At 69.5% G+C, this 21,457-nt stretch carries 18 protein-coding genes and 2 tRNA genes; 7 read left to right on the top strand and 13 right to left on the bottom strand.

Translation table 11 applies throughout. The features are described 5' to 3' along the window. Positions 1-5: 5 nt before the first annotated feature. From GA0070607_RS19705 to GA0070607_RS19695, 3 genes are all read right to left on the bottom strand, one after another. A complete protein-coding gene (locus GA0070607_RS19705) occupies positions 6-3,938 on the bottom strand; it encodes a ThuA domain-containing protein (RefSeq protein ID WP_089019519.1) in 3,933 nt (1,310 codons plus the stop codon). Between the two features lie 23 nt (positions 3,939-3,961). Continuing rightward, positions 3,962-4,966 carry a multicopper oxidase domain-containing protein gene (locus GA0070607_RS19700; RefSeq protein WP_089019518.1) on the bottom strand — a complete coding sequence of 335 codons (1,005 nt, stop codon included), beginning with the start codon at positions 4,964-4,966 and terminating at the stop codon, positions 3,962-3,964. A 277-nt stretch (positions 4,967-5,243) separates the two neighbouring features. Next, positions 5,244-5,750, bottom strand: a complete 507-nt coding sequence (locus GA0070607_RS19695; protein WP_269458388.1) for an HD domain-containing protein — start codon at positions 5,748-5,750, stop codon at positions 5,244-5,246. Between the two features lie 95 nt (positions 5,751-5,845). Here GA0070607_RS19695 and GA0070607_RS19690 point away from each other — a divergent pair, with 95 nt between their 5' ends. Continuing rightward, complete coding sequence (locus GA0070607_RS19690) at positions 5,846-6,493, top strand: GlxA family transcriptional regulator (protein ID WP_157743183.1); 648 nt, start codon at positions 5,846-5,848, stop codon at positions 6,491-6,493. A gap of 92 nt (positions 6,494-6,585) precedes the next feature. On the opposite strand, the gene GA0070607_RS19685 is transcribed toward GA0070607_RS19690, so the two are convergent. The 3 genes from GA0070607_RS19685 to GA0070607_RS19675 all read right to left on the bottom strand — a co-directional run bounded on the left by GA0070607_RS19685 (position 6,586) and on the right by GA0070607_RS19675 (position 9,325). Continuing rightward, on the bottom strand, positions 6,586-7,686 hold the full coding sequence (locus GA0070607_RS19685) for a hypothetical protein (RefSeq protein ID WP_157743182.1): 1,101 nt from the start codon (positions 7,684-7,686) through the stop codon (positions 6,586-6,588). Continuing rightward, positions 7,676-8,209 carry a SigE family RNA polymerase sigma factor gene (locus GA0070607_RS19680; RefSeq protein ID WP_089019514.1) on the bottom strand — a complete coding sequence of 178 codons (534 nt, stop codon included), beginning with the start codon at positions 8,207-8,209 and terminating at the stop codon, positions 7,676-7,678. Before GA0070607_RS19680 ends, GA0070607_RS19685 begins: the two co-directional genes overlap by 11 nt. Before the next feature lie 126 nt (positions 8,210-8,335). After that, positions 8,336-9,325, bottom strand: coding sequence for an ArsR/SmtB family transcription factor (locus tag GA0070607_RS19675; protein ID WP_089019513.1), 990 nt, complete (start codon positions 9,323-9,325; stop codon positions 8,336-8,338). Between the two features lie 56 nt (positions 9,326-9,381). Between GA0070607_RS19675 and GA0070607_RS19670 the strand changes: the two genes are divergently transcribed. The 3 genes from GA0070607_RS19670 to GA0070607_RS19660 are packed head-to-tail and all read left to right on the top strand — an operon-like array spanning position 9,382 to position 12,362. Further along, positions 9,382-10,170 (top strand): SDR family oxidoreductase, encoded by a 789-nt coding sequence (locus GA0070607_RS19670; protein WP_089019512.1) that lies wholly within the window; start codon positions 9,382-9,384, stop codon positions 10,168-10,170. A gap of 33 nt (positions 10,171-10,203) precedes the next feature. Next, positions 10,204-11,406, top strand: a complete 1,203-nt coding sequence (locus tag GA0070607_RS19665) for an MFS transporter (RefSeq protein WP_089019511.1) — start codon at positions 10,204-10,206, stop codon at positions 11,404-11,406. 11 nt (positions 11,407-11,417) lie between these two features. Continuing rightward, positions 11,418-12,362 carry an aminoglycoside phosphotransferase family protein gene (locus GA0070607_RS19660; RefSeq protein WP_231930004.1) on the top strand — a complete coding sequence of 315 codons (945 nt, stop codon included), beginning with the start codon at positions 11,418-11,420 and terminating at the stop codon, positions 12,360-12,362. Positions 12,363-13,299: 937 nt separating this feature from the next. Here the strand turns inward: GA0070607_RS19660 and GA0070607_RS19650 are convergent. Beyond that, positions 13,300-13,986 carry an HAD family hydrolase gene (locus tag GA0070607_RS19650; protein WP_089019508.1) on the bottom strand — a complete coding sequence of 229 codons (687 nt, stop codon included), beginning with the start codon at positions 13,984-13,986 and terminating at the stop codon, positions 13,300-13,302. A gap of 191 nt (positions 13,987-14,177) precedes the next feature. On the opposite strand from GA0070607_RS19650, the gene GA0070607_RS19645 reads away from it, so the two are divergent. After that, positions 14,178-14,663 (top strand): GNAT family N-acetyltransferase, encoded by a 486-nt coding sequence (locus GA0070607_RS19645; RefSeq protein ID WP_157743181.1) that lies wholly within the window; start codon positions 14,178-14,180, stop codon positions 14,661-14,663. A 94-nt stretch (positions 14,664-14,757) separates the two neighbouring features. Here GA0070607_RS19645 and GA0070607_RS19640 read toward each other — a convergent pair whose 3' ends face one another. Next, positions 14,758-15,486, bottom strand: coding sequence for an IS110 family transposase (locus GA0070607_RS19640; protein WP_231930002.1), 729 nt, complete (start codon positions 15,484-15,486; stop codon positions 14,758-14,760). A 255-nt stretch (positions 15,487-15,741) separates the two neighbouring features. Between GA0070607_RS19640 and GA0070607_RS19635 the strand changes: the two genes are divergently transcribed. Continuing rightward, positions 15,742-16,206: a DUF402 domain-containing protein gene (locus tag GA0070607_RS19635; RefSeq protein WP_231930000.1), complete on the top strand. Its 465-nt coding sequence runs from the start codon at positions 15,742-15,744 to the stop codon at positions 16,204-16,206. A 100-nt stretch (positions 16,207-16,306) separates the two neighbouring features. Here GA0070607_RS19635 and GA0070607_RS19630 read toward each other — a convergent pair whose 3' ends face one another. From GA0070607_RS19630 to GA0070607_RS19610, 5 genes are all read right to left on the bottom strand, one after another. Next, complete coding sequence (locus GA0070607_RS19630) at positions 16,307-16,588, bottom strand: tRNA-specific adenosine deaminase (protein WP_269458387.1); 282 nt, start codon at positions 16,586-16,588, stop codon at positions 16,307-16,309. A 93-nt stretch (positions 16,589-16,681) separates the two neighbouring features. Beyond that, positions 16,682-16,758 (bottom strand) — tRNA-Ile (locus GA0070607_RS19625). A gap of 141 nt (positions 16,759-16,899) precedes the next feature. Then, positions 16,900-18,138, bottom strand: coding sequence for an FAD-dependent oxidoreductase (locus GA0070607_RS19620; RefSeq protein WP_089019505.1), 1,239 nt, complete (start codon positions 18,136-18,138; stop codon positions 16,900-16,902). Then, positions 18,128-20,251: an MMPL family transporter gene (locus GA0070607_RS19615; RefSeq protein WP_089019504.1), complete on the bottom strand. Its 2,124-nt coding sequence runs from the start codon at positions 20,249-20,251 to the stop codon at positions 18,128-18,130. Before GA0070607_RS19615 ends, GA0070607_RS19620 begins: the two co-directional genes overlap by 11 nt. 180 nt (positions 20,252-20,431) lie before the next feature. Then, positions 20,432-20,504 (bottom strand) — tRNA-Asn (locus GA0070607_RS19610). A 292-nt stretch (positions 20,505-20,796) separates the two neighbouring features. On the opposite strand from GA0070607_RS19610, the gene GA0070607_RS19605 reads away from it, so the two are divergent. Then, positions 20,797-21,216, top strand: coding sequence for a hypothetical protein (locus GA0070607_RS19605; protein ID WP_089019503.1), 420 nt, complete (start codon positions 20,797-20,799; stop codon positions 21,214-21,216). The last annotated feature ends 241 nt before the right edge of the window (positions 21,217-21,457 follow it).

The raw sequence follows: 21,457 nt of genomic DNA, 5'->3' as shown, positions 1-21,457 counted from the left end.
TTCTCCTAGAGCTCGCGCACGCGGACGTTGCGGAACTCGATCAGATCGTTGTCGCCGTGGTTCTGGAGCCCGATGAAGCCGCTGAGGAACTGCCGCAGGTCGGTTGGCGGGTCACCTGCGCGTGAGGACTGCTTCCCCGGCGTGTTGTCGAACTCGTTGATCACCACGCCATTGCGGATCATCGTGTAGTGCTGCCCGACCACGCGGATCTCGTAGTCGTTCCACTGGTCCTTCGGGGTGACGCCGGCCTGGGCGAGCGGCACCGGATCGAAGTTGTAGACCGAGCCGGTCTTCTGCGGCTCGCCGGTCTCACCGTCGTAGATCTGGATTTCGTGGCCGCAGTAGATCGCCACCCACGCCGGTGAGGTCCGGGCGGATCCGACCGTGCCGCAGCTACCCGGCGGACGTTGCTCCAGCGGGATCCGCGGGTCCGGGAACCGGGTGAAGACGCCGGTGTTGGCCCGGCCGGTGCCCGGCGCGATGTCGCGGAACTGCACCTTCAGCGAGAAGTCGGCGAGTTCCCTGGTGTGCCAGAGCATGCCCAGGCCGCCGCTGGAGCGCAGTGAGCCGTCCGGCTGGATGCCGAACGATCCGGACGGCGCCTGCTGCCAGCCGAGCAGGGACTCGGCGGTGCCGTCGAAGAGCGGCTCGTACCCGGTGTGTCCGTCCCGGCCGATCTCGGACGCGGCGGCCAGACGGGTCAGCGTGCCGGATTCGCGGGCACTGAGCAGGTCGTCGTCCTGCAGCGTGCGGGTCACCGCGGTCACGTGCCGGACGAAGCTGTTGTGGTCGGCCCAGGTGCTCTCATCGTCGATCAGGTCGTTGATGGTGCAGCCCTGCCCGACCGTACGGCTGGGCACCTTCGTGTCCGTGTCACCGAGCCACACTGTGGCCCGGTTGTCCGGCACCGCACAGCCCACAGTGACGGTGGTCTGCACCGTCGCCGTCTCTCCGTCGGCGTAGGTGACGGTCAGCTTCGCCGTGTAGGTGCCGACCCGGGCGTACGTGTGCCGAGGGTTCGCCTCGGTCGACGTGGCGCCGTCGCCGAACTCCCACCGGTAGCTGACCCCACCGGAGCGAGATCCGTTGAAGGCCGTGGTCAGCGGCTTGTTCTGCACGGCGACCGAGGTGGCGGCCGGCGCCGGGGTCGGTGCCCCACCGGTGTAGGTGATCCGGATGAGCTTCTGGTTGGGGTGCAGACTGAAGAACCCGCCTCCGTAGTCCAGCAGGTAGAGCGCGCCGTCCGGGCCGAACTTGGCGTCCATCCAGCTCTGCAGCCGGGTGTCGCCGTTGCCGCCGGGGATGATGGCCCGCAGCGACTCGGCGTACACCGGCGGGGCGGCGGTGGGTACGCCGGCCGGGTCGACGGTGACCGCGACGCGGTTGTTGGCGTTCGACTGGTCGCCAATGAACCACTTCTCGTCCCAGTACTCCGGCCAGGCCACGCCGCTGCTGGTGTCGACGAGGTCGCGGTGGTAGGTCGGACCGGACATGATGGCCTGGCCGCCGCCGCGCAGGTACGGCTGGGTGTAGGTGGCGTCGGCCGCGACGTAGGTCGGGAGGCCGCTGCCGTCCGTCCGCTCCGGGAACACCGGGCCGCCGCCGTCCGGGGAGTACCAGATCATGTTGTCCCGGGCCGGCGGGATGTCCACCAGGCCGGTGTTGCGCGGCGACTCGTTCTTCAGGTTGTCGCAGTCGTACCAGCCGGTCAGCACCATCGCGTCGGTGGTGCTGCGGTCCCGGTACGGCTGCCGGTTGCCCATGCAGTACGGCCAACCCTGGTTACCGGCCGAGGTGATGATGGTCGCGGTCTCGTACTTCGCCGGGCCCAGCGTCGGGCTCGGCGACGCGGCGTCCGGGCCGACCCAGCCTGCGGTCAGCCACTGGTGCTCCGGGTCGACCTGGAGGCGGGCGATGTTGCGCACGCCCATCACGTAGATCTCCGGCCGGGTCTTCTCGGTGCCCGGCGGGAACAGATTGCCCTCCGGGATGGTGTACGTGCCGTCCGCCTCCGGGTGGATACGGATGATCTTCCCGGCGAGGTCGTTGGTGTTGCCCGAGGTGCGGCGGGCGTCCTGGAACGAGATCCCCTGGTACTCCTGGGTCCAGTTGTTGCCGGAGTAGCCCTGCGAGCCCTCGGAGGAGTTGTTGTCGCCGGACCCCACGTACAGGTTGCCCTTGGCGTCGAACGCCATGCCCCCACCGGCGTGGCAGCAGCTGTGGATCTGCACCGGGAACTGCAGCAGGTCCTTGCGGGTGGCCTGGTCGATGGTCTGGGTCTCCCGGTCGTAGGTGAACCGGGAGATCGTCCGCTGCCCGATGCGCTGCACCCGGTCGACCGACTCGTGCGGCATCCAGTAGACGTAGAGCCAGCCGTTCTCGGCGAACTTCGGGTCGGGAACGATGCCGAGCAGGCCCTCCTCGTTCTTCACCAGTTCCGAGCCGCTGCCCCGGTTGCCCATCACCGCCAGGGTGGTGAGCAGCTTGGCCTGCTTGGTGCGCGGGTCCCACGAGTGGATGGTGCCGCAGCCCAGGCCGACGTTCGGGTCGTTCCAGTCCGCGACGGGGCCGCTCGGGCAGGCCGCCTTGCCGACGTAGAACACCGTGTTGTCCGGGGCGATGGTGAGCCCGTGCGGCTCGCCGATCTGGTCCAGTTGCCCGGTCTGGTTGGCCGCGGTGAGCCGCTCCACCTTGTAGTTCGCGGCGATCGTCGCCTGACAGTCACCCCGCTCCAGCCCGGTGGTCCACTTGAGCGCCCCGGTCAGGTGCGTACGGAACGCCGCCTCGCCGTAGCTGCCCTCGGTGTGGCCCATGCCGGTGTAGAACGACCGGCCGCCGTCGTAGTCCCGGCACCAGGACACCGGGTGGAACGGCCCGTTGGCGCCCGGTCCCGGGTTGTAGTGCCGCTCCTCGACCTGAGCCACGGTGTGCACGGTGCCGATCGGGTTCGGGTCCCAGTTCTCCCAGCGGTCGGAGCGGGTGAGCGTCATCGGCAGCGACGCCGTGGCCGGGTGGTTCCGGTCCAGGATGTCGACGACCGCCCGGTTCACCGCGGGCGGCTCCGGTGGCGCGGTGCTGCCGGTGAACAGGCGCAGGTCGGCGAGCTGGGTCAGCGGTTCGCCGCTGTTCGCGGTGATGTTCAGCCGGAAGTGCTTGAACTCCTGCGGCGTGGCGATGTCGAACCGGCGGGTCTGGAACCGCTCCGCGAAGGTCTGGCCGGTGCGCCGGTCCAGGTCGGACCAGCTCTGGCCGTCAGTGGAGCCCTGCAGGGTCCAGTCCTTCGGGTCCCGGCCGGAGGAGTCGTTTGCCGACGTCAGCGCGTACCCGGTGATCCGTTTGGCGGCGCTCAACTCGTACGCCACCCAGCCCGTCGGGGTGCGGACGAGCCACTTGGTGCCGGAGTCGCCGTCGGTCAGCTTCTCCTTGGTCTCGTTCGGCGCGTTCTCGCCGCTGGCGGTCACCCGGGCCACCGGCTCGGCCACCGGGATCGCGCCCGCCGGGCGGGTGCCGATCAGGCCGGTGAACCAGGCGGAGTCGACCTGCGCGCGGGCCGCGTCGGCGATGCCGACGAAGCCGCCGCCGGCCTTCATGTAGCTCTGCAACGCCGTTTCCTGGTCACGGTTGAGCGCAGCGCCCGTCGCGGAGAGAAAGACCACGCTGCGGTACGCGGACAGCCGGGCCGTGGTGAACACCGCCGGGTTCGTGGTGGCCGTGACCTCGATGCCATTGGCGGCGCCGAGTTCCTTGATGGCTGCCGCGGCGCGGGCGACCGGATCCTGCTGCTCGGCCACCGGCCCGTGGAAGACGAGGACCGCTGTCCTGGTCTGCTGCGCCTGTGGTGCGGCTGCCGCCTGTGGTGCGGCTGCCGCCGGTGTGCCCGGCATCAGCATCGCGATGACCGCTGCCGCGGCGAGCGTTCGTCGTAGTTTTCTTGTCATCCCCGTCCCCACTTTCGATTTCCTCAGCTGCCGTGCGTGTGGGTGTGGCCCTGGAACCTGTGGATGGCCTCCTCCGCGCCCGGCGGCATGCTGCCGTCGGCGTTGCGCACGAGGAAGATCCCGGCCATGCCGCCGTCGGAGTGGGACTGCACGTGGCAGTGGTACATCCACGCGCCGGGCCCGACGCCCTCCCCGGCCAGCACCTGGAACCCGAACGAGCTGCCCGGGTTGAGGTCCTTGTTGTCGATCACGAGGCTGGGGTCGGCCGGGCCCTCGAGCATCCCGGTGCGGTTGTCCGCCCAGCGGTGCGCGTGCAGGTGGAAGGTGTGGAAGGTGCCGCCGTGCCCGATGGCGAGCCACTCCACCCGCTGGCCCAGGTTCGCCTCGAACATCGGGGTGTCCGGCGCCATCCGGTTGTTGATCATCATGTCGTTGAACACGACAGTGAACTGCTTCTCCGGCAGGATGTCGCCGCGACGCCGCACGATCAGCGCGCCGTACAGCCCCTTGGCCACCCCGGCGGTGCCGTGGTCGGTGCCCATGGCGTGGTCGTGGTAGTGCCAGTAGCCGGCGCTGCCCGGCATGAACCGCCGGCCGGACGCGAGGAACATCTCCCGCGAGCGCCACACGTACGTCCGGGTCTCGCCGGGATTGTTGAACGAGGCGTTGAGCGGGCTGCCGTCCGAGTCGGTGCTGTAGTCGACCCCGTGCGGATGGATGGACAGCCGCTGGGTGGTGGTGTTGACCAGGGTGATCTCCAGGGTGTCACCCTCGTAGATCTCCAGCACCGGCCCCGGCACGGTGGCCTGACCGGGTGCCAGGCCGTACCCGAACAGCCCTCCGGGCAGCTGCTCGGCGTAGATGGTGACCTTCTTGGTGACACCGGCCACGGCCTGGGCCGGACTGCCGCTGAACGGGGCGCCGACCGTGGACGCGGTCACGCCGACCGCTCCGGCGGCCAGCACTCCGGTGGTCATCAGGGATCTGCGGGACAGGTGGCGGGGAGAGCCGACGGGATGGTCGTCCATGGGACTCCGTTCTCGACCGGGCACAGCCGCGACAGGGCAGGGTGCGGCGACCGTCGAGCACAGAGGGACGGCCCCGCGAGCTCATGAGCCGCCGCGACTTTGCTCGGAAGACTCAGAACTTTCGACTGATGACACCAATCTATGTATCGATTCAACGAAAGTAAAGATCCTTCGATGGAAAGGCGACTACCGGCAACGGTTTCCGCTGCCTGAGCAGGGGTTTTGTCCTCGACGGGGCCGGTCCAGGGAGACCGGCAGCCCGAGCACGCCACGACTGTCAGTCGGAGAACGGGGTTGCCGCGAGCAGTTGGGCGCCGCCCGCGCGGTCGAGTCGGGCCAGTGCGCTGTCGGGCTTGCGAGCCGACTGGTCGGCCACGATCTTGGTGATCGCGGCGGTGAAGCCGAGCCGTGGATGCTCCTCGATGATTCGCCGGGTGATGTCCGGGGGGATCAGGTCCAGGCGAAGTCCGAACACGTCGACCGCCGCGCCGATACTCAGGAGTGCGACCTCGGGCCGCGGATCCGTCGCGGTCTGCGCGCGCACATGCAGGCGGATCGCCTCGGCCACCAGGTCGGCACGCGTCGCGTCGACGCCCTGCGACAGCAGGAATTCGGCGGCGGCGTCCGCGCCGATCTCCTCGAACGGCGCCGGCCCGTCATAGCGTTCGGTGAGCCCCAGGTCGTGCAGAGCGGCACCGATGAACAGCAACTCGAGGTCAGGGTCGAGGCCGTCGCGGTCGGCCATCGCGAGCCCGAAGTGGTACGTACGCAGGCAGTGGTTCACCAGCGTGGCCGGCGATGACGCGATGAGCAGGTCGGTGGCGGCGGCGCTGAGGCGCGTGTCGGGAACGCGCGAGGAGAGCGCTGTGACTGTCGGCTGTGTGCGGTGGCACGTTCCTGCTCGCCGAGGCGGGCCTGCTCAACGGTCACACCGCGACCACGTCGTGGCTGTTCACGCCGGAACTCGCACGGCGCTACCCGCTCATCGACGTGCAGTCGACGGCGCTGATCGTGCGCGACGGACGCTTCGCCACCACGGGTGCGTTCAGCGCCGCGCACGATCTCGCACTCGACCTCGTCCGCCGGCACGGCGGTGACCGCATCGCGCGGGCGACGTCGCAGGTCACGCTCGTTCCCGACACTCGGCACAGCCAAGCCCCGTACGTCGAGGACACCTTGCGGCCCGTCGCCGCGACGACGTTCGTCGACGAGGTGCAACGGTGGTTACGCGCGCATCTCGCCGACCGGTACGACCTCGCGGCGCTCGCGGCCACCTTTCACGTGAGCACTCGCACGCTGCTGCGCCGCTTCGCGTCCGCGACCGGCAGTTCGCCCCTGGCCTACCTGCAGGCTGCCCGGGTGAGCGCCGCGAAACGGCTGCTGGAGACGTCGGAGCGCAGGATCCACGAGATCACCGTCCAGGTCGGCTACGCCGACGCCGCGACCTTCCGCACGCTGTTCGTGTCCACCACGGGTGTCACACCGTCGGAGTACCGCCGGCAGTTCCGTCGCAGACCGGCCGCGTGAAGGTCGGACGCCGACGGGTACTTCCCGCTCGGCTTTCAGTTCTGGCGTCGCTGAAGGTGCCTCCTCCGGCCGGTCACGGAAGCCGGATGGTGTCATGGCTTGTCGATCAGCTCGGCCAGTGCGGCGTCGCCCTGCGCCAGCACCGGGCCGTCGGAAGCGGCGACCACCATGATCCGGTGGCAACCGTCGAGTTCGACGTACGTCTGCGGGTCGCCGCCGGCCACTGACCACAGCAGCGCGAACCGGCTGGCGTGTCCGTTGCACGACTCCGCCGGCCCGGCAGCATCGAGGGCGTGCTCGATTGCCGCCCGGCGATCCGCCGGCAGCACCGTCCCGTGCGCGAACTCGCCGTCGCTCCCCTCCGCGCTCTTCGGTACCTGGTAAACGCAGAGGCGAATCTGCTGCGCGGCGGGGAACAGTTCGGGGAGGGCTCCGGTGCGGGGGCCCGGCTTTCTCGTCGTCTCCACCGACAGCATGTCCTTCCAACGCTGGCTGCAACCGGCAGTGGCGGCCTCGGCCGACTCGACCTCGGCGATCGGGCGGGTCGCCACCGTGGTCAGCGGCAGTGCGTCGAGGGCTTCACGTACCTCGGGCCGCGGTTTCCGGCACGAGTCGAGGGGAATCCCGGGCCGCATCCACCGGCCGTCGGCGTCGACGACCGCCAGCCAGGGCGCCAATGCCAACATCATGAAGCACCCCCCTCGGTTTGTGCTCGACTCGTCCGGCAGGCGGAGCGCGGTGACGAGGGCGGCGACGTCGTCGGCACGACGTTCCGTCGCCACGATGTCCTCGCCTCCGTCAGCGCGTCGCTGCGTCTCGTGTCCGCAGATGACGACCGCTGTCGGCGTGAAGTCACCATCGAGGCGGGGCAGGACGACCACGTCTTCAGCCGTGATCCGGAAGCCGGGAGTGGCCATTTCCGGTGCCGCGTCGGCACACGAGGTCCACCGCCCTTGCCCGCCCGAGTCGTCCGCCGTCTGAGATGGAGGGGCGTGGTTGCCGCCGGTGAGGATCTGCACCCCTGCGACACCTAGCGCAACCGTCATCGCCATGGCGAGCGCGCTAGTTCCGATCAGCCGCTGCCTGTGCCGGCGGACCCGCCTCGCCACCGCGCCAACCCGATCCGGTGGCGACGCCAGCGGGGGAACAGCCTCGGTCAACAGGAGCTTGATGTCCTCATCTTCATGCGTCATGTCGTGACCTCCGGGTGGCGGACAGCTCAAGGTTCGGATCGGTACGCAGAATCCGTAGGGCACGGAAGGCCTGCACCTTGACCGTGTTGTGCGAGCAGCCGAGCACTTCCGCTGTCCGCTGGACCGTCAGGTCCTCGACGTAGCGGAGCACCACGACCGCCCGCTGCTGTCGGCTGAGCCGGGCCAGGGCGCGGCGTACCGCGTCCCGGTCAGCGGACTCCCCGGCGATGTCGCCGTATTCGGACCTGTCCGGTGGCTGGCTTGGAATCTCATTGCGCCAGCGACGCCGCCACCAGGACGCGTACGTGGTGAACAAGGCCTTGCGCAGGTACGCCTCGGGATGCCCGACAGCCATAATCGTGGCCCAGCGCCGCCAGACGTCCGCCAGGACCGTCTGTAACAGGTCCTCGGCCCGACCGGCGTCACCGGTGAGCAGCCAGGCCGAACGCAGCAGCGCATCGGAGCGCGCCGCGACGAACTCGGCGAAGCCCTCCGGCGGCCTCAGTTCCCGGGGTCGTTGCATGTGCGTGTGTACCTCCCACCCCATGAACGCTCTGGGAGGACGGTGCGGTTAACGCGCGCGCCAATCAAATCCGCGCACGGCAACAGCGCAACGCCCATCGAAGGGCAGCGCCTTGGTCCACTGGGATCACTGCTCCGCCGGCTGGCCGGCCAACTGATCGCCAAGAGGGCTGCGCCGGTACAGCACGTGCCGTCCGTCGCGGGCGCGAGTGATCAGGCCTGTCGCGTGGAGGACCTGTAGATGCTGTGACACGGCACTGGGTGTGACTGTGAGCCGGCGGGCGATCTCCACGGTCGGTAGCGGTTCGGCAAGGAGGTGGAGCAGTCGCGCTCTGGGCGCGCCGAGGAGCGATGTGACGGCGGTCGCGTCGGCGGTCGGTGTCGGCGCCCAGAGCGTTGCTACTCCACGGCAGGGGTATGCCAGCACTGGCGGTTCCTGCGGACTGACTGGCGGGGCGGGCTTGTAGGAGAACACGGACGGCACCAGCAGAAGTCCTCGGCCGGCTGCCGCGACATGGTGCCTGCCGATCATCTTGTCGATGTGCAGGACGCCGTCCTGCCAGCGCAGATTCGGGTGCATGTCGGCGAAGAGCAGGCGCGCGCCTCCAACGGCCAGTTGTCGGGCGCGGTAGGTCATGTCTGCTTCCAGGACGAGTCGCATCTGCGGCCAGGTCGGCTTGATCGCGATCTCCCAGTAACGCTGCAGGTGGTCGCAGATGGCATCGCGGAGTGCGAGGACAGGAGCATCGTCGTCCGCGGTGATCTCCTGCAAGATGTCCGGAAGCCGGCCACGTCCGTACACGGCCAACACGTCGCGGCGAACGACATCCGGAGGCGTCCGGCGTACTGCGGCCAACTCTTCTTCGAAGGTCACGGCGAACTCCGTCGGCCGGGGCGTCAGGAAATCCGCAACGGCGCGGTCTGGCCCGACCAGGGACATCAGCAGGTCGGCACCGGGCGCATCGATTCTGCCGAGAACCGACCTGCGCCACGGCAGGTGCAGCGCGTACAAGCCGGGCTCGCGCAATACCCGCAGGCTGAGCACGGTCTGGTAGATCGGTGAGATCGCGAAGCGGGTGTCCGCGAGGTCCTCGACGCTGAGCAGGAAGCTGATCATTAAGCCATATGCTACATCGTTTGGTGACCACCGACCCGTGCCGTGGACTTCCAGGCATGACAGACCAGATCAACATGACAGACCAGGCCAATCGGCAGCGCACGGCGATCGTCACGGGCGCGGCACGCGGCATCGGCGCCGGGGTGGCCAGGCGTCTGGCGCACGATGGCCTCGCGGTCGCCGTGGTCGACCTGGCCGAGGAAGACTGCGCCGGCACCGTGGATGCCATCACCCGCGACGGCGGAACAGCGGCGGCCTTCGCCGCCGACGTCAACGACGAGTCGGCCGTGGCCGCCGCTGTCGCTCGGATCGCCGCCGAGTTGGGACCACCGACGGTGCTGATCAACAACGCCGGCATTGGCGGCCCCAACGCCGGCGTCGAGGAGACCAGCACCGAGCAGTGGGACGCGGTCGTCGGGGTCAGTCTGCGCGGGGCGTTCTTCCTCACCCGGGCCGTGACCCCCTACATGATGGCGGCCGGCTGGGGACGGATCGTCAACATGTCGAGCATCTCCGCGCTCGGCGATTCCGGCCGCGTTGACTACGCCGCCGCGAAGGCCGGTCTGATCGGCTTCACCAAGTCGCTCGCGCTGCGGCTCGGGCAGCACGGCGTGACGGCGAACGCCATCGGGCCGGGCTTCGTGGTCAGTGACATGACCAGAGTCGGGGCCCAGCGGCGGGGCCGCAGCTTCGAGGAGCACCAGCGGATCGTGGCGCAGACCATCCCGGTGCGCCGGGTCGGCCAGCCCGAGGACATCGCGCACACCGCGTCGTACCTTGTCAGCCCCGAAGCCGGGTTCGTCTCCGGCCAGGTCATCTACGTCGCCGGCGGGCCGGTGGACTGACGTGATCGACGCTTTCGAACCGGCGGTGCTCAAATGAGTCGCAGGCTGCTGGTGCTCCTCGCCCTCACCTGCGGGGTCGCCGTCGGAAACATCTACTTCCCCCAGACGATCAGCCCGCTGGTCTCCGCCAGCCTGCACGTCAGCGCCGACTCGGCCGCCCTGGTGGTGACCGCGGTGCAGTTCGGCTATGCCGCCGGGATCTTCCTGTTGGTGCCGCTCGGCGACCGGTTCCCGCACCGCCCGCTGATCGTCACCCTGCTCGGCCTCACCGGGCTGGGGCTGCTCGCCGCGAGCGCCGCACCCGCGCTGCCGCCGCTCGTCGGCGCGAGCGCCCTCGTCGGGGTCACGACCGTGGTCGCACCGATCATCGGCCCGATGGCAGCCGGCCTCGTTGCCGACGACCAGTCTGGCGTGGTCAGCGGCACCCTGCTGAGTGGCTCGATCGGTGGCATGTTGCTGTCCCGCACCGTCGCGGGCACCATCGGCGACTGGTTCGGATGGCGGGCCCCCTACCTGGCAGCGGCGGCATCCGTGCTGTTCATCGCCGTGGTCATGGCCCGCGTACTGCCGACTACACGACCGCCGTCCGGGCACCGGTACCCGGCGCTGCTGGCCGAGTCGCTGCGCCTGCTACGCACCGAGGCCGACCTGCGCCGCTCCTGTTTCTACCAGGCGACGGTATTCGCCGGTTTCTCCGCGGTCTGGACCGCCGTCGCGCTGCTGCTCACCGGCCCCACATACGACTTGGGCGCACCGGCGGTCGGAACGCTCGCCCTGGTCAACGCGGTGACAATGCTGTGCACCCCGGTCGTCGGACGGCTGGTGGACCGTCGGGGCAGCGACGCGATGAACCTGGCCTGCCTGCTCGGGATCATCGCCTCGGCCGCCGTCCTCGCGCTCGCCAGCCTCGGCGGGGCGGGGGGCCTCGCGGCACTGGCGCTCGGCACATTGCTGCTCGACGTCGGAATGCAGTCCGGCATGGTCGCCAACCAGGTGCGCATCTACGCCCTACGGCCCGAAGCCCGGAGCAGACGCAACACCGCCTACATGACCTGCGCCTACCTCGGGGGCAGTGTGGGTTCCTGGCTCGGATCCCGCGCCTACGCCCACTTCGGGTGGCTGGGCGTATGCGCGGTCCTGGCGCTCCTCGCCGCGATCGCTCTTGCCCGCCACCTGGCATCAAGCCCTGTCACCGGCACCCTCGAGCCACAGTCGCCGCCCAGAACACCTGACTAAGGATGATTGTCGTGCCAGCCGCTACCCACCGCGCACCCCTATCGCCGGATGTGCCGATGCACGATGGCCAGCTCACAGTCTCACTCGACGTGGTGCGTGAGTTGGTGGACGCGCAGTTCCCCGAGTGGCGGAGCCTGCCTGTCAGGCACGTCGCTTCGCAGGGAACGGTCAATGCCATCTTCCGTATCGGGGAACGATTCACGGCCCGGTTCCCCCTTCAGCCTCGTGAGGTCGACGCGGCGCAGGGCTGGCTGGAACGCGAAGCGGAAGCGGCCCGAGAACTGATGGGTCGGACGCGGTTTCCCACCCCCGAGCCGGTCGCCATCGGTGCACCCGGTATCGACTACCCGCTTCCGTGGTCGGTACAGACGTGGGTACCCGGTGTCGTAGCCACCGACCAGGACCCGCGTGACTCGTTCGCGTTCGCGCACGATCTGGCCGAATTCGTCAGTGGCGTGCGAGCCATCGACACACGGGGACGCACGTTCACAGGCCAGGGTCGCGGTGGCGAGCTACCAGCGCACGACGGCTGGATGGAGACCTGCTTCGGGCACAGCGAGACGCTGCTGGACGTCCCGCGGCTCCGCTGGATCTGGGAGGTCATGAGGGAACTGCCGCGGGGCGAGGCCCCGGACAGGATGAACCATGGTGATCTCATTCCGGGAAACGTCCTCGTCTCCGACGGGCGGCTGGCCGGGGTTCTCGACGTGGGCGGACTGGGGCCTGCCGACCCTGCCCTTGACCTCGTAAGTGCCTGGCACCTACTGGAACGCGAGCCACGTCAGGCATTTCGGCAGCAACTCGGCTGCGACGATCTCGAATGGGAGCGCGGCAAAGCGTGGGCCTTCCAGCAGGCAATGGGGGTGGTCTGGTACTACCACCAGACCAACGCCACGATGAGTCGGATGGGCCGACGCACTCTCGCGCGCATCATCGCCGAACCGCCATCAGCCTGAGCCGGCACGCCCGAACACGTCGCGCACCGCCACCTACTGGACGCCGCCCTCCGGTCACGCGAACCGCAGAAGCGCAAGTCAGAAGCGAGATCACGTCATGGAGTGGGGCGGGCGGGACTCGAACCCGCGACCGAGGGATTATGTCCCCTGCCATCCGTGGGCCTCTTGCGGACCAGACGCGGACCGCCAATCGGTCGGGGTGCTGGCGTCAGCCGATGGGATGCTTACGTAGTCGCCCGGGAGGCCGGTGGGGCGGAAGGGCTGGCGGGCTTACTCCGCGCGGAGACCGGCGACGGCGTGCCGCTCATGCAGCTGCCCATGAATAACCTCTCGCCTTCTTTCAGGAAGGCGATTTTTTCGTCGTAGTTCCCGACGTCAGGCGCGTCGTTCCCTTGGGGTCCACTGTAGAGTCTGTAGGCCGATTCACACTTATCCGGGTCGCCGGCGTCTCCCTGGCTCTTGTACACGGCATGTGCTTCGGCTCCACGCTGAGCCATCTTGTGCAGGTACTCCATCTGCTCGTCACGCGACGCACTGCTGGTGCAGGCGGTGAGAAGTGCCGCGAGGGACAGGGACAGGGTGGCTGCTGCGTAGCGCCTCTCCATGGGCGCGGAGTGTATCAACCACCTTTGATGTCCGAAGGGCGGACTGCTCGGAGTTGGGCGCGGAGCGTCAGTTTGGAAGAGCGCGCTCGACCGGTCGTGATGCCCGAAACGCCTGCCGGCGGCGGCCGGCCCGGTTGCGCCTCGTGCCCGCTCGTGCCCGCTACGCGCCCAGGGTTGCTGGCCCACGGATGGCCCATGCTGGCCTGCAGATTAGAAGAAGATCGCGGATGGCTGGTCGGGTCGCTGCTGCCCTGGTCAGCCCGTCTGCCGGTGTCGGGTAGCGCCGGCGTCAGCCGGTGGGCTTGGCTGTACGACTGGCTGTACTGACCGCTCTACTCGGCCGGCTCCATGACCTTGGACGGCTCTCGGAGTATGGCGGGCAGGTCGCCCAGGGTAGCGAAAGCCGGCCCGCCCCAGCCCGGATCGGTGTCGTTGTGCTCCGTGGTCCGGAAGACGGTCATACCCACCGCTGCCGCTCCGGCCAGCTCACCGTCTGCGCCGTCGCCAACAAAGACGCACTCTGCCGGCCGAACGCCCAGGCGCTCGGCAGCAAGGTGATAGATCGCCGGGTCGGGCTTGGCCAGCCCGACATCGCAGGAGAAGATCGCGATATCGAACCGTCCGGCGAGCGGACTCTGCGGCCATGGCTCGGCGGTGTCCGAGGAGGCGTTGCTGATGAGGGCCAGGGGATGTCCTTCGCCGCGTAGCGCGTCGAGCACGTCCAGGGTGGCGGTCGAGACGCTGTCCAGCACTCGGCGTCCGAGGGCTCGCCGATGCTCACCGGCCCGTGTCACCTGTTCGTTGGTAGGTGTGCTGCCGAGCCGCCCGGCGAGGATGCGGATGGTCTCCTCCACATCCCATCGGACCAGCCGGTCCCGCCACGTGGCGTGGTACGCGGCGACCAGCTCGGCCGGAACTACGCCGACCATGACCGCCATCTCGCCGACTACCCGGTCACGCTCCTCGTCGGCCCCATGGATCAAGGTATGGAAGAGGTCGAAGATCACTGGTCGAGACATCTCAGCATCCTACTGAGATCGTCACCGCTGTCCCCTTGCTTGCCATCCCGATGCTCCTATGGATGTCAAGCTTCGCTGGCGACCGCCTCGCCAGCGAAGCTTGATCCCTTCGCGAAGGAACGATCACGGCGTGTCGATGAGCGCGGATGCCGTCATCCCCGGGGCAGCTCCGGATCGGTGAGAATGCTCCGATGACCGAGGTATGGCCTGCGCAGCTTCTTGTCCGTCCGCTCACGACCGAGGACGCGGGGCAGATCGCCGAGTGGAGGTATGACGGCCCGTGGCGGATCTACGACTCGCGGCCGGAAGACGGGTTGATGAGTGACAACGCGGCCTACCTTGCGGTCGCGGGTGTCGACGGCGGTCCGTTAGTCGGGTTCTGCTGCTCCGGGGCTGAGGCGACGGTGCCCGGCCTGAAACCGGAGGACGGGGTGCTCGACGTAGGCGTGGGCATGAATCCGGCCATGGTCGGGCAGGGCAACGGGGCGCACTTCGCCTCCGCTGTGTTGGACCACTATCGGTCCACGACCGGCATTCACCGGCTCCGCGCGGTGGTGCAGTCGTGGAACGAGCGCAGTCTGCGCCTGACCCGATCGCTCGGCTTCGTCGAGGTCGGCAAGCACATGTGCGAACAGAGCGGCGCCACGGTCGAATACACCGTCGTCATCGCCGAGTGAGCCGAGCCACCCCGATGTTCCGAGGGAGGTCAAGTGGTCAGGGCGGCGAAGTCTGCGGCCAGGGCGGTGTAGACGTCGCAAACGATGTAGCGCTTCAGGCAGCGCAGGATTTCTTGCTTGCTGAGGCCTTCGGTGGTGCGCTAGGCCTCTCGACGATGGGTGTCACCTGCCGGTCGAGAGCGGTGATCTCCTCGGTGAGGGCGGTGACCCGGCGGGCGAGCCCGACCAGGGCTGCGGCGGTGGCGTGCTCCGGTTCGTGAAGTCTGGCCGGGTCGTAGGTCAGGACAGCGCAGCGGCTGACCAGCACGGCGGCGCTGGCCCTGGTCAGGTGGGCTCGCAGGGGTTCGGGGGCGGCGGCGACCAGGCCGCACATCTGATTCAGGGCGGCGGTGCGGGCCTTGACCGCTCCTCGGCGGCCGACCCTGAGGGCGCGGATCGCCTCGACCGGTCCGGTGCGGGTCTTCGGGGTGCCCATGGCGGTGCCGGCGAGGGTGGCGCGGGCGGCGGTCATCGCGTCGATCGGATCGGACTTGCCCTGGTTGCGGCGGGCGCGGCGGTCCGGCCGGTCCACCTCCCTGATGGTGATCTTTTTGCTGGTCAGATAGCGGGCCAGTCCGGCGCCGTAGCTGCCGGTGCCCTCCACGCCCACGGCGGTTACCCGCCCGAAGGAGCGCATCCAGGCCAACAGATCCACGTAGCCGGCGGTGGTCGCGGGGAACTCGGCGTCGGCCAGGAGCCCGCCAGTGCTGTCGATGACGGCGGCGCGGTGCGTGTCGCGGTGGGTGTCGACACCACCGATAACAGATCGCTTCTTCGCTGCCATGCTGGTGAGGTCCGCCTTTCTCGGTCGCGTCGAGAACACGTGGACACGTCACCGGTCAGGCGATGCGGACAACACAGTGGTGGGCGCCTCTCGCACAAGCTCCTATCAGGTCACGACGCCTGACCGGTGACATGCAGCTGCCGGGGCCACCGAGCTGGCCGACGAATCGGGATGAGGACAGCAAACGTAACCGTGCGCCGCACCGCTTTGGACGGCATTCCCACTCGATCTCCGCCCCTTCGCGACGAGTTGACCATGCCGACCCTGCTTCAGCCCGGCTTCTGGCAGCCATACCGAACACTGATGGTGATGCCGCCAGGCGCTGCTCACTCAATCTGGTGGTCATGGGGGGCCAACGGCGCTTTTGCCGGCTGGTACATCAACCTGGAAGCCCCCGTTGACCGCTGGGCCGGGGGCGTCGACGTGCAAGACCATGCCCTCGACGTACTCGTCGCCCCAGATCGCAGCTGGGTCTGGAAGGACGAGGACGAGTTCGCCGCACAGACCGGCGACCCGCTCTTCTGGGACCTCGACGACGCCGCGCAGATCCGCGCCGAGGGCGAACGACTCATCGCCTGCGCCGAGCGCGGCGAGTTCCCATTCGACGGCACTTGGTGCGACTTCCAGCCGGACCCGGCCTCCCTGCCCTACTGGTGGGACACGCCCAGCCGCGGTCTCATCGTCGCCAACTCCACTGCCACTTCGATCGCGAAGAAGTAAGTCGCCATGGGTGCAGCTAGGCCAACCGTCAAGCAGGTCCTGGGACGGATCCGTCAGGCATGTGGTGGGACTCGGCAGTGGGCTCTGTCAGTGGGCTCTGTCAGAGCTTGGGTACGACCGGTGAGGGCAGCATGTCGGCCCACTTGCGCAATACGTCGACGGCCTGGTCCCGGAGTGCTCCTTCGGCAACCTCTTCGCCGAGTGAACGCCGCTCGGCCGGTTGGGCGACCTCTCGGTAGAACTGGTGGTCCTCGAAGCCGTAGGTGGCTACGTCGTGGCTAGTGGCTCCGAAGACCAGGCGGGGGATGCGTGCCCAGTAGCAGGCCATGAGGCACATGGGGCAGGGCTCACTGCTGGCGTACATGACGCCGTCTTCGAACACTGCTGCGGACTCAGTGCGGACTGAGGGGGTCGGCCCGGACCTCGACGCGGTCCGTCCGGGTCGTCGGCAGCATGGCTGACCAGGGAAAACGGCTGGTGGGGCGGGCGGGACTCGAACCCGCGACCGAGGGATTATGAGTCCCCTGCTCTAACCGGCTGAGCTACCGCCCCGACACCGCGCCGGATCTTATCCCGCCCGGCGGCCGGCGGCCAGCACCGAGCCGACCGGCGCCCACGCGAGCAGCAGCACGATGGGCAACAGGAATATAACAGCGCGCTGCCGACCGCCCGGGGACCCCGCGCGGCAGCCGGTCACTCGGCACGCAACTCCGCCAGCACCGCTCCGGCGGTACGCCAGCCGCTGGTCAGCGCGCCCTGGATGGACGGGCTGTCGCGGTGGTCGCCGGCCACGAAAAGCCCCTCCCCCAGCGCGACCGGCTTGCGCAGTCGCTCCTGCGGTGGCGGCGCGGCGGGTAGCGCGTCGGGGACGGCGACGGTGGTGAGGTGGGTCCAGTCGGCGGTGGACCGGCCGTACAGCCGGGTCAACTCGGCCCGTACGGTCGGCTCGGGCGGGGCCGTCGGGCCGACCACCGAGGTGGCCACCAGGTGCCGCCCGGCTGGCGCGTACGTCGGGGTGGCGTTGCTGACCACCACGGTGTTGGCGACCGTCTCCCGCCGGTCACCGTCGACGAGCAGGATCGGCTCGGTCAGCGGCGGCTCGGGCGCACTGTGGTAGTAGGTGGTGTAGCTGTGCATCCGTACCGTCGCCAGGGCCGGCAGCAGCGCGGCCGCGGCGGGCGGGTCGACGGCGACCACGACGGCCCGGCAGCGGATGTCGCCGGCCTGGGTGCGGACCCGGCAGGGCGCGACCTCGGCGACCGGGGTGTCCAGCGTGATCAGGTCGGCCGGCAGCGGGGCGGCGATCGCCCGGGGCAGCGCGGCCATTCCCTCGGCGGGCAGCCCGATCCGGCCGCGGGCGAACGAGCGCAGCACCATCGCCAGCACGTGGCTGGAGGTCGCCAGCTCCCGGTCGATGAGCACGCCGGACAGGAACGGCCGCAGCAGCTCCTCGATGATCGCGTCGGACAGGCCCGCCCGGCGCAGCGCCACCTCCGCGCTGGTCTCCGGCGCTGTCAGCAGCCGGGACGCGGGCAGCGTGGCGCAGCCGGTGGCGAGCGCGGCGAAGCGCAGCCGGTCGAGCAGGGTGCCGACCCCGGCCAGCGCGGTGCGGGGGCCGCCGGTCGGCTCGCGCAGCGGGTTGACCAGCCGCAGCAGGTCGTCGCCCTTGCGCACCAGCACCCCGGAGGTGAAGTAGCCGAGGTCGAGCCGGTCGGTGTCCAGCAGTGTGCCGAGCCGGGGGTAGGCGGTGTTGAGCACCTGGAAGCCGCGGTCGATCAGGTAGCCGTCCACGACGTCGGTGGCGATCCGGCCACCGATCCGGCTGCTGGCCTCCAGCAGCCGCCAGGGCACGCCGGCGCGGTGCAGCCGGCGGGCGGCGGCGAGGCCGGCCAGGCCGCCGCCGACGATGACGACGTCGGTCTCAGCGAGCATGGCGTGCCTCCCGCTCACCGTTCGCCCGGGACAACCGGCCCGGCCACCAGATTCTCGGCCCGATGTCGTACGCGAGCGCGGGCACCAGCAACGACCGGACGATGATGGTGTCGATGAGCACTCCCACCGCGACCGCGGTGCCCAGTTCGACCAGCACCACCAGCGGCAGGACGGCCAGCGCGGAGAAGGTCGCGGCGAGCACGATGCCGGCGGAGGTGATCACTCCGCCGGTGACGGCGAGACCGGCGAGCACCCCGGCGCGGGTGCCCCGCTTGACCGACTCCTCCCGGACCCGGCTCATCAGGAAGATGTTGTAGTCGATGCCGAGTGCGACCAGGAAGACGAACGCGAACAGCGGGAACGACGCGTCCACCCCGGGGAAGTCGAAGGCGTGGCGGAACAGCAGCGCGCAGAGGCCGAGCGTGGCCGCGAAGCTCAGCAGCACGGTGGCGATCAGCAGCACCGGTGCGAGGAGTGCGCGCAGCAGCAGGGCCAGGATGACCGCTATGACGACGAGCACCACCGGGATGATGACGTTCTGGTCGCGGCGGGCGGCGTCCGAGGTGTCCACGTTGATCGCGGTGAAGCCGCCGACCACCGCGTCCGCGCCGGGCACCTGGTGTACGGCCACCCGCAGCTCCCGGATGGTCCGCTCCGCGCCGTCACTGTCCGGTGGGTCGGCGAGGGTCGCGTCGAGTTGGACCCGCCCGTCGACGACCTTCGGCGGGGCGTTTCCGTCGGGCGGGCCGGACTGCTGGGTTGCGCTGACCGGGCGGACCGCGGCGACGCCGGGCACGTTCTGCGCCACCTGGGCCACCTGCCGGGCGGTCTGCTCGGTGGCGAAGATGGTGGCCGGGCTGCCCGTGCCGGCCGGGTAGTGCCGGGCGATGACCTCCTGGCCGTCGACCGAGTCGGTGCGCTGGGTGAACAGGTCGGACTGGCCGAGGGTGGTGGCGCCGAGCTGGGTGAGGCCGAGCGTGAGGATGGCCAGCACGACGGCGGTGCTCAGCCAGACCGGTCGGGCGTGCCGGGCCACGAAGCCGGCGATCCGGCCCCAGATGCCGTGCTCGGTCTGCGGGTCGGCCTGGTCGGCCCGGGGCCGTCGCGGCCAGAACGCCCACCGGCCGCCGAGCAGCAGCAGTGCGGGCAGGAAGGTGAGCATCACCAGCAGGGTGGCGGCGATGCCGATGGCGGCGACCGGGCCGAGCGCCCGGTTGGAGTTGAGACTGGACAGCAGCAGGCAGAGCAGGCTGACGATGACCGTTCCGCCGGAGGCGATGATGGCCGGGGCGGCGCCCTTCCACGCCGTACGCATGGCGTGGAAGGGGCGGTCGTGCCGGTGCAGTTCCTCCCGGTAGCGGGCGATGAGCAGCAGCGCGTAGTCGGTGCCGGCGCCGAAGACCAGCACGGTGAGGATGCCCTGGGCCTGGCCGTTGAGTTTGAGCACGTCGGCGTCGGCGAGCAGGTAGACGAAGACCGAAGCCAGCGCGTACGACATCCCGGCGGCCAGCAGCGGGAAGACCCAGAGCACCGGGCTGCGGTAGACGATCAGCAGGATTACCAGGACCACGACCAGGGTGACCAGCAGTAGTGGCCCGTCGATGGCGGAGAAGACCTCGATCAGGTCGGCGAGCAGCCCGGCGGGTCCGGCGACGTCGACGGTGAGCCCGTCCCGGTCACCGCCGGCGATGTCGCGCAGGCGCTCGACGACCGAGCCGATCTCCTCGCCCTCCGCGTCGTCCACCGGCACGACGACCTGGAGCGCCTGGCCGTCCTCGCTGGGGATCGGCGGGGGCAGCGGGTTGACCACGCCGGGCACCTGCGCGAAGCGGGCCACGTCGGCGCTCGCCCGCTGCCGGTCCGCGTCCGTGATGCCCGAGGTCCGTTCGTAAACGACAAGCGCCGGGATGGTCTGCCGGTCGACGAATTCGCCGGCGAGGTCCTGCGCGCGGGTCGCCTCGGCGTCGGTGGGCAGGAAGGCGGCGTTGTCGTTGGTGGCGACCTCGCCGAGGCGCCCGGAGTACGGCCCGGCCACGCCCCCGATCACCAGCCAGGCCAGCACGACCGCCACCGCGATCAGGGTGGCCCGGGCGTGGCCCCCTCGTCCGGACATCGGCATTCACCCCAAGGATCGACGCACCAATCGACGCAGCGGGAGTCTAAGTCGACAGCGACCATCCTGCCGGGCGAGCGGGGCGCGGAGACCCCAAACCGGTCACTCCGGGTGAACCACGGGGTTGTGGAACACGAAGACGCCCGTCGGCTTGCTGCCGACGGGCGTTGGGTGGAGAAGCTCCCCCGATTGGACTCGAACCAATAACCTGCCGGTTAACAGCCGGCTGCTCTGCCAATTGAGCTACAGGGGACCGTGCACCGCTCGGCCCGGATCTCCCCGACGCCGTGCGACGGGACAAGAGTACAGGACATCCGGGGGTGGTGGTCCAGTGGGTTGGGCCTCCCGCCTTCCATGATCCAGATGCCCAGGTCAGCAGCGGGGCCCATCGATAATCGGGGCAAATCGTCATCCGGGCACAAGCAGGTATGGGCGGAGAGCAGGATGGGTAGTTAGCTGCGGACAGAGGACGCAGGCGCGAATTGGTCGCTCCCGACGGGGCAGCCCGCCGGGGCGACGGCGCGTCAGGTACGGAAGGAGCCGCCATGCGCGGAAAGATCATGTTTCTTGGCGGGCTGGCTGCGGGATTCGTCCTGGGCGCCCGTGCCGGCCGGGAGAAGTACGAGGAGCTGGTCGTCCGGGGCCGCAAGGTGCTCGACCACCCGACCGTCCAGGAGGCGGCCGGGGTCGCGCAGGCCCAGGCCAACCGGCTCTACAGCGAGGGCAAGGACAAGCTCGGCCAGACGAAGCTGGGCGAGAAGTTGGGCACGGGCAACGGCAGCTCCGGCAAGCAGGAGCTGACCGCCGCCGACGACGCGTTCGCCGGCACGCCCGCCACCGTCGGCGCCAAGGCGGGCTCCGGCTCGTCGGGCACCAGCAGCGCGGTCGGCACGACCTCCGGGTCGCCGTCGGCCACCCCCCGCACCAAGCCGTCCGGCTCGGGCACCAACGCCAGCACCCTGTAGACGCACACCCGAAGGGCCCGGCTGCCACTGTGGCGGCCGGGCCTGTTCGCGTCTGCGCACGTCAGGGCGGCACACGGCCACCACTGGGGGACTTTCTCCGATTTGGAGCGAAAGTTCGACCACTTCATCGAAAACTTCCGCTGCTAACCTCTTCTCTTTAGTGCCGGGCGCAAATATCGTCCTGCGTAGAACCTGGCCAGGCTCTTGGTACTCCCGCGACCTCCTCAGCGACGTACCGATG

Source organism: Micromonospora coriariae (assembly GCF_900091455.1).
GTDB classification, from domain to species: domain Bacteria; phylum Actinomycetota; class Actinomycetes; order Mycobacteriales; family Micromonosporaceae; genus Micromonospora; species Micromonospora coriariae.
Note: the sequence above shows the minus strand (reverse complement) of the source record. Positions and strands in the feature narration are given on the sequence as shown.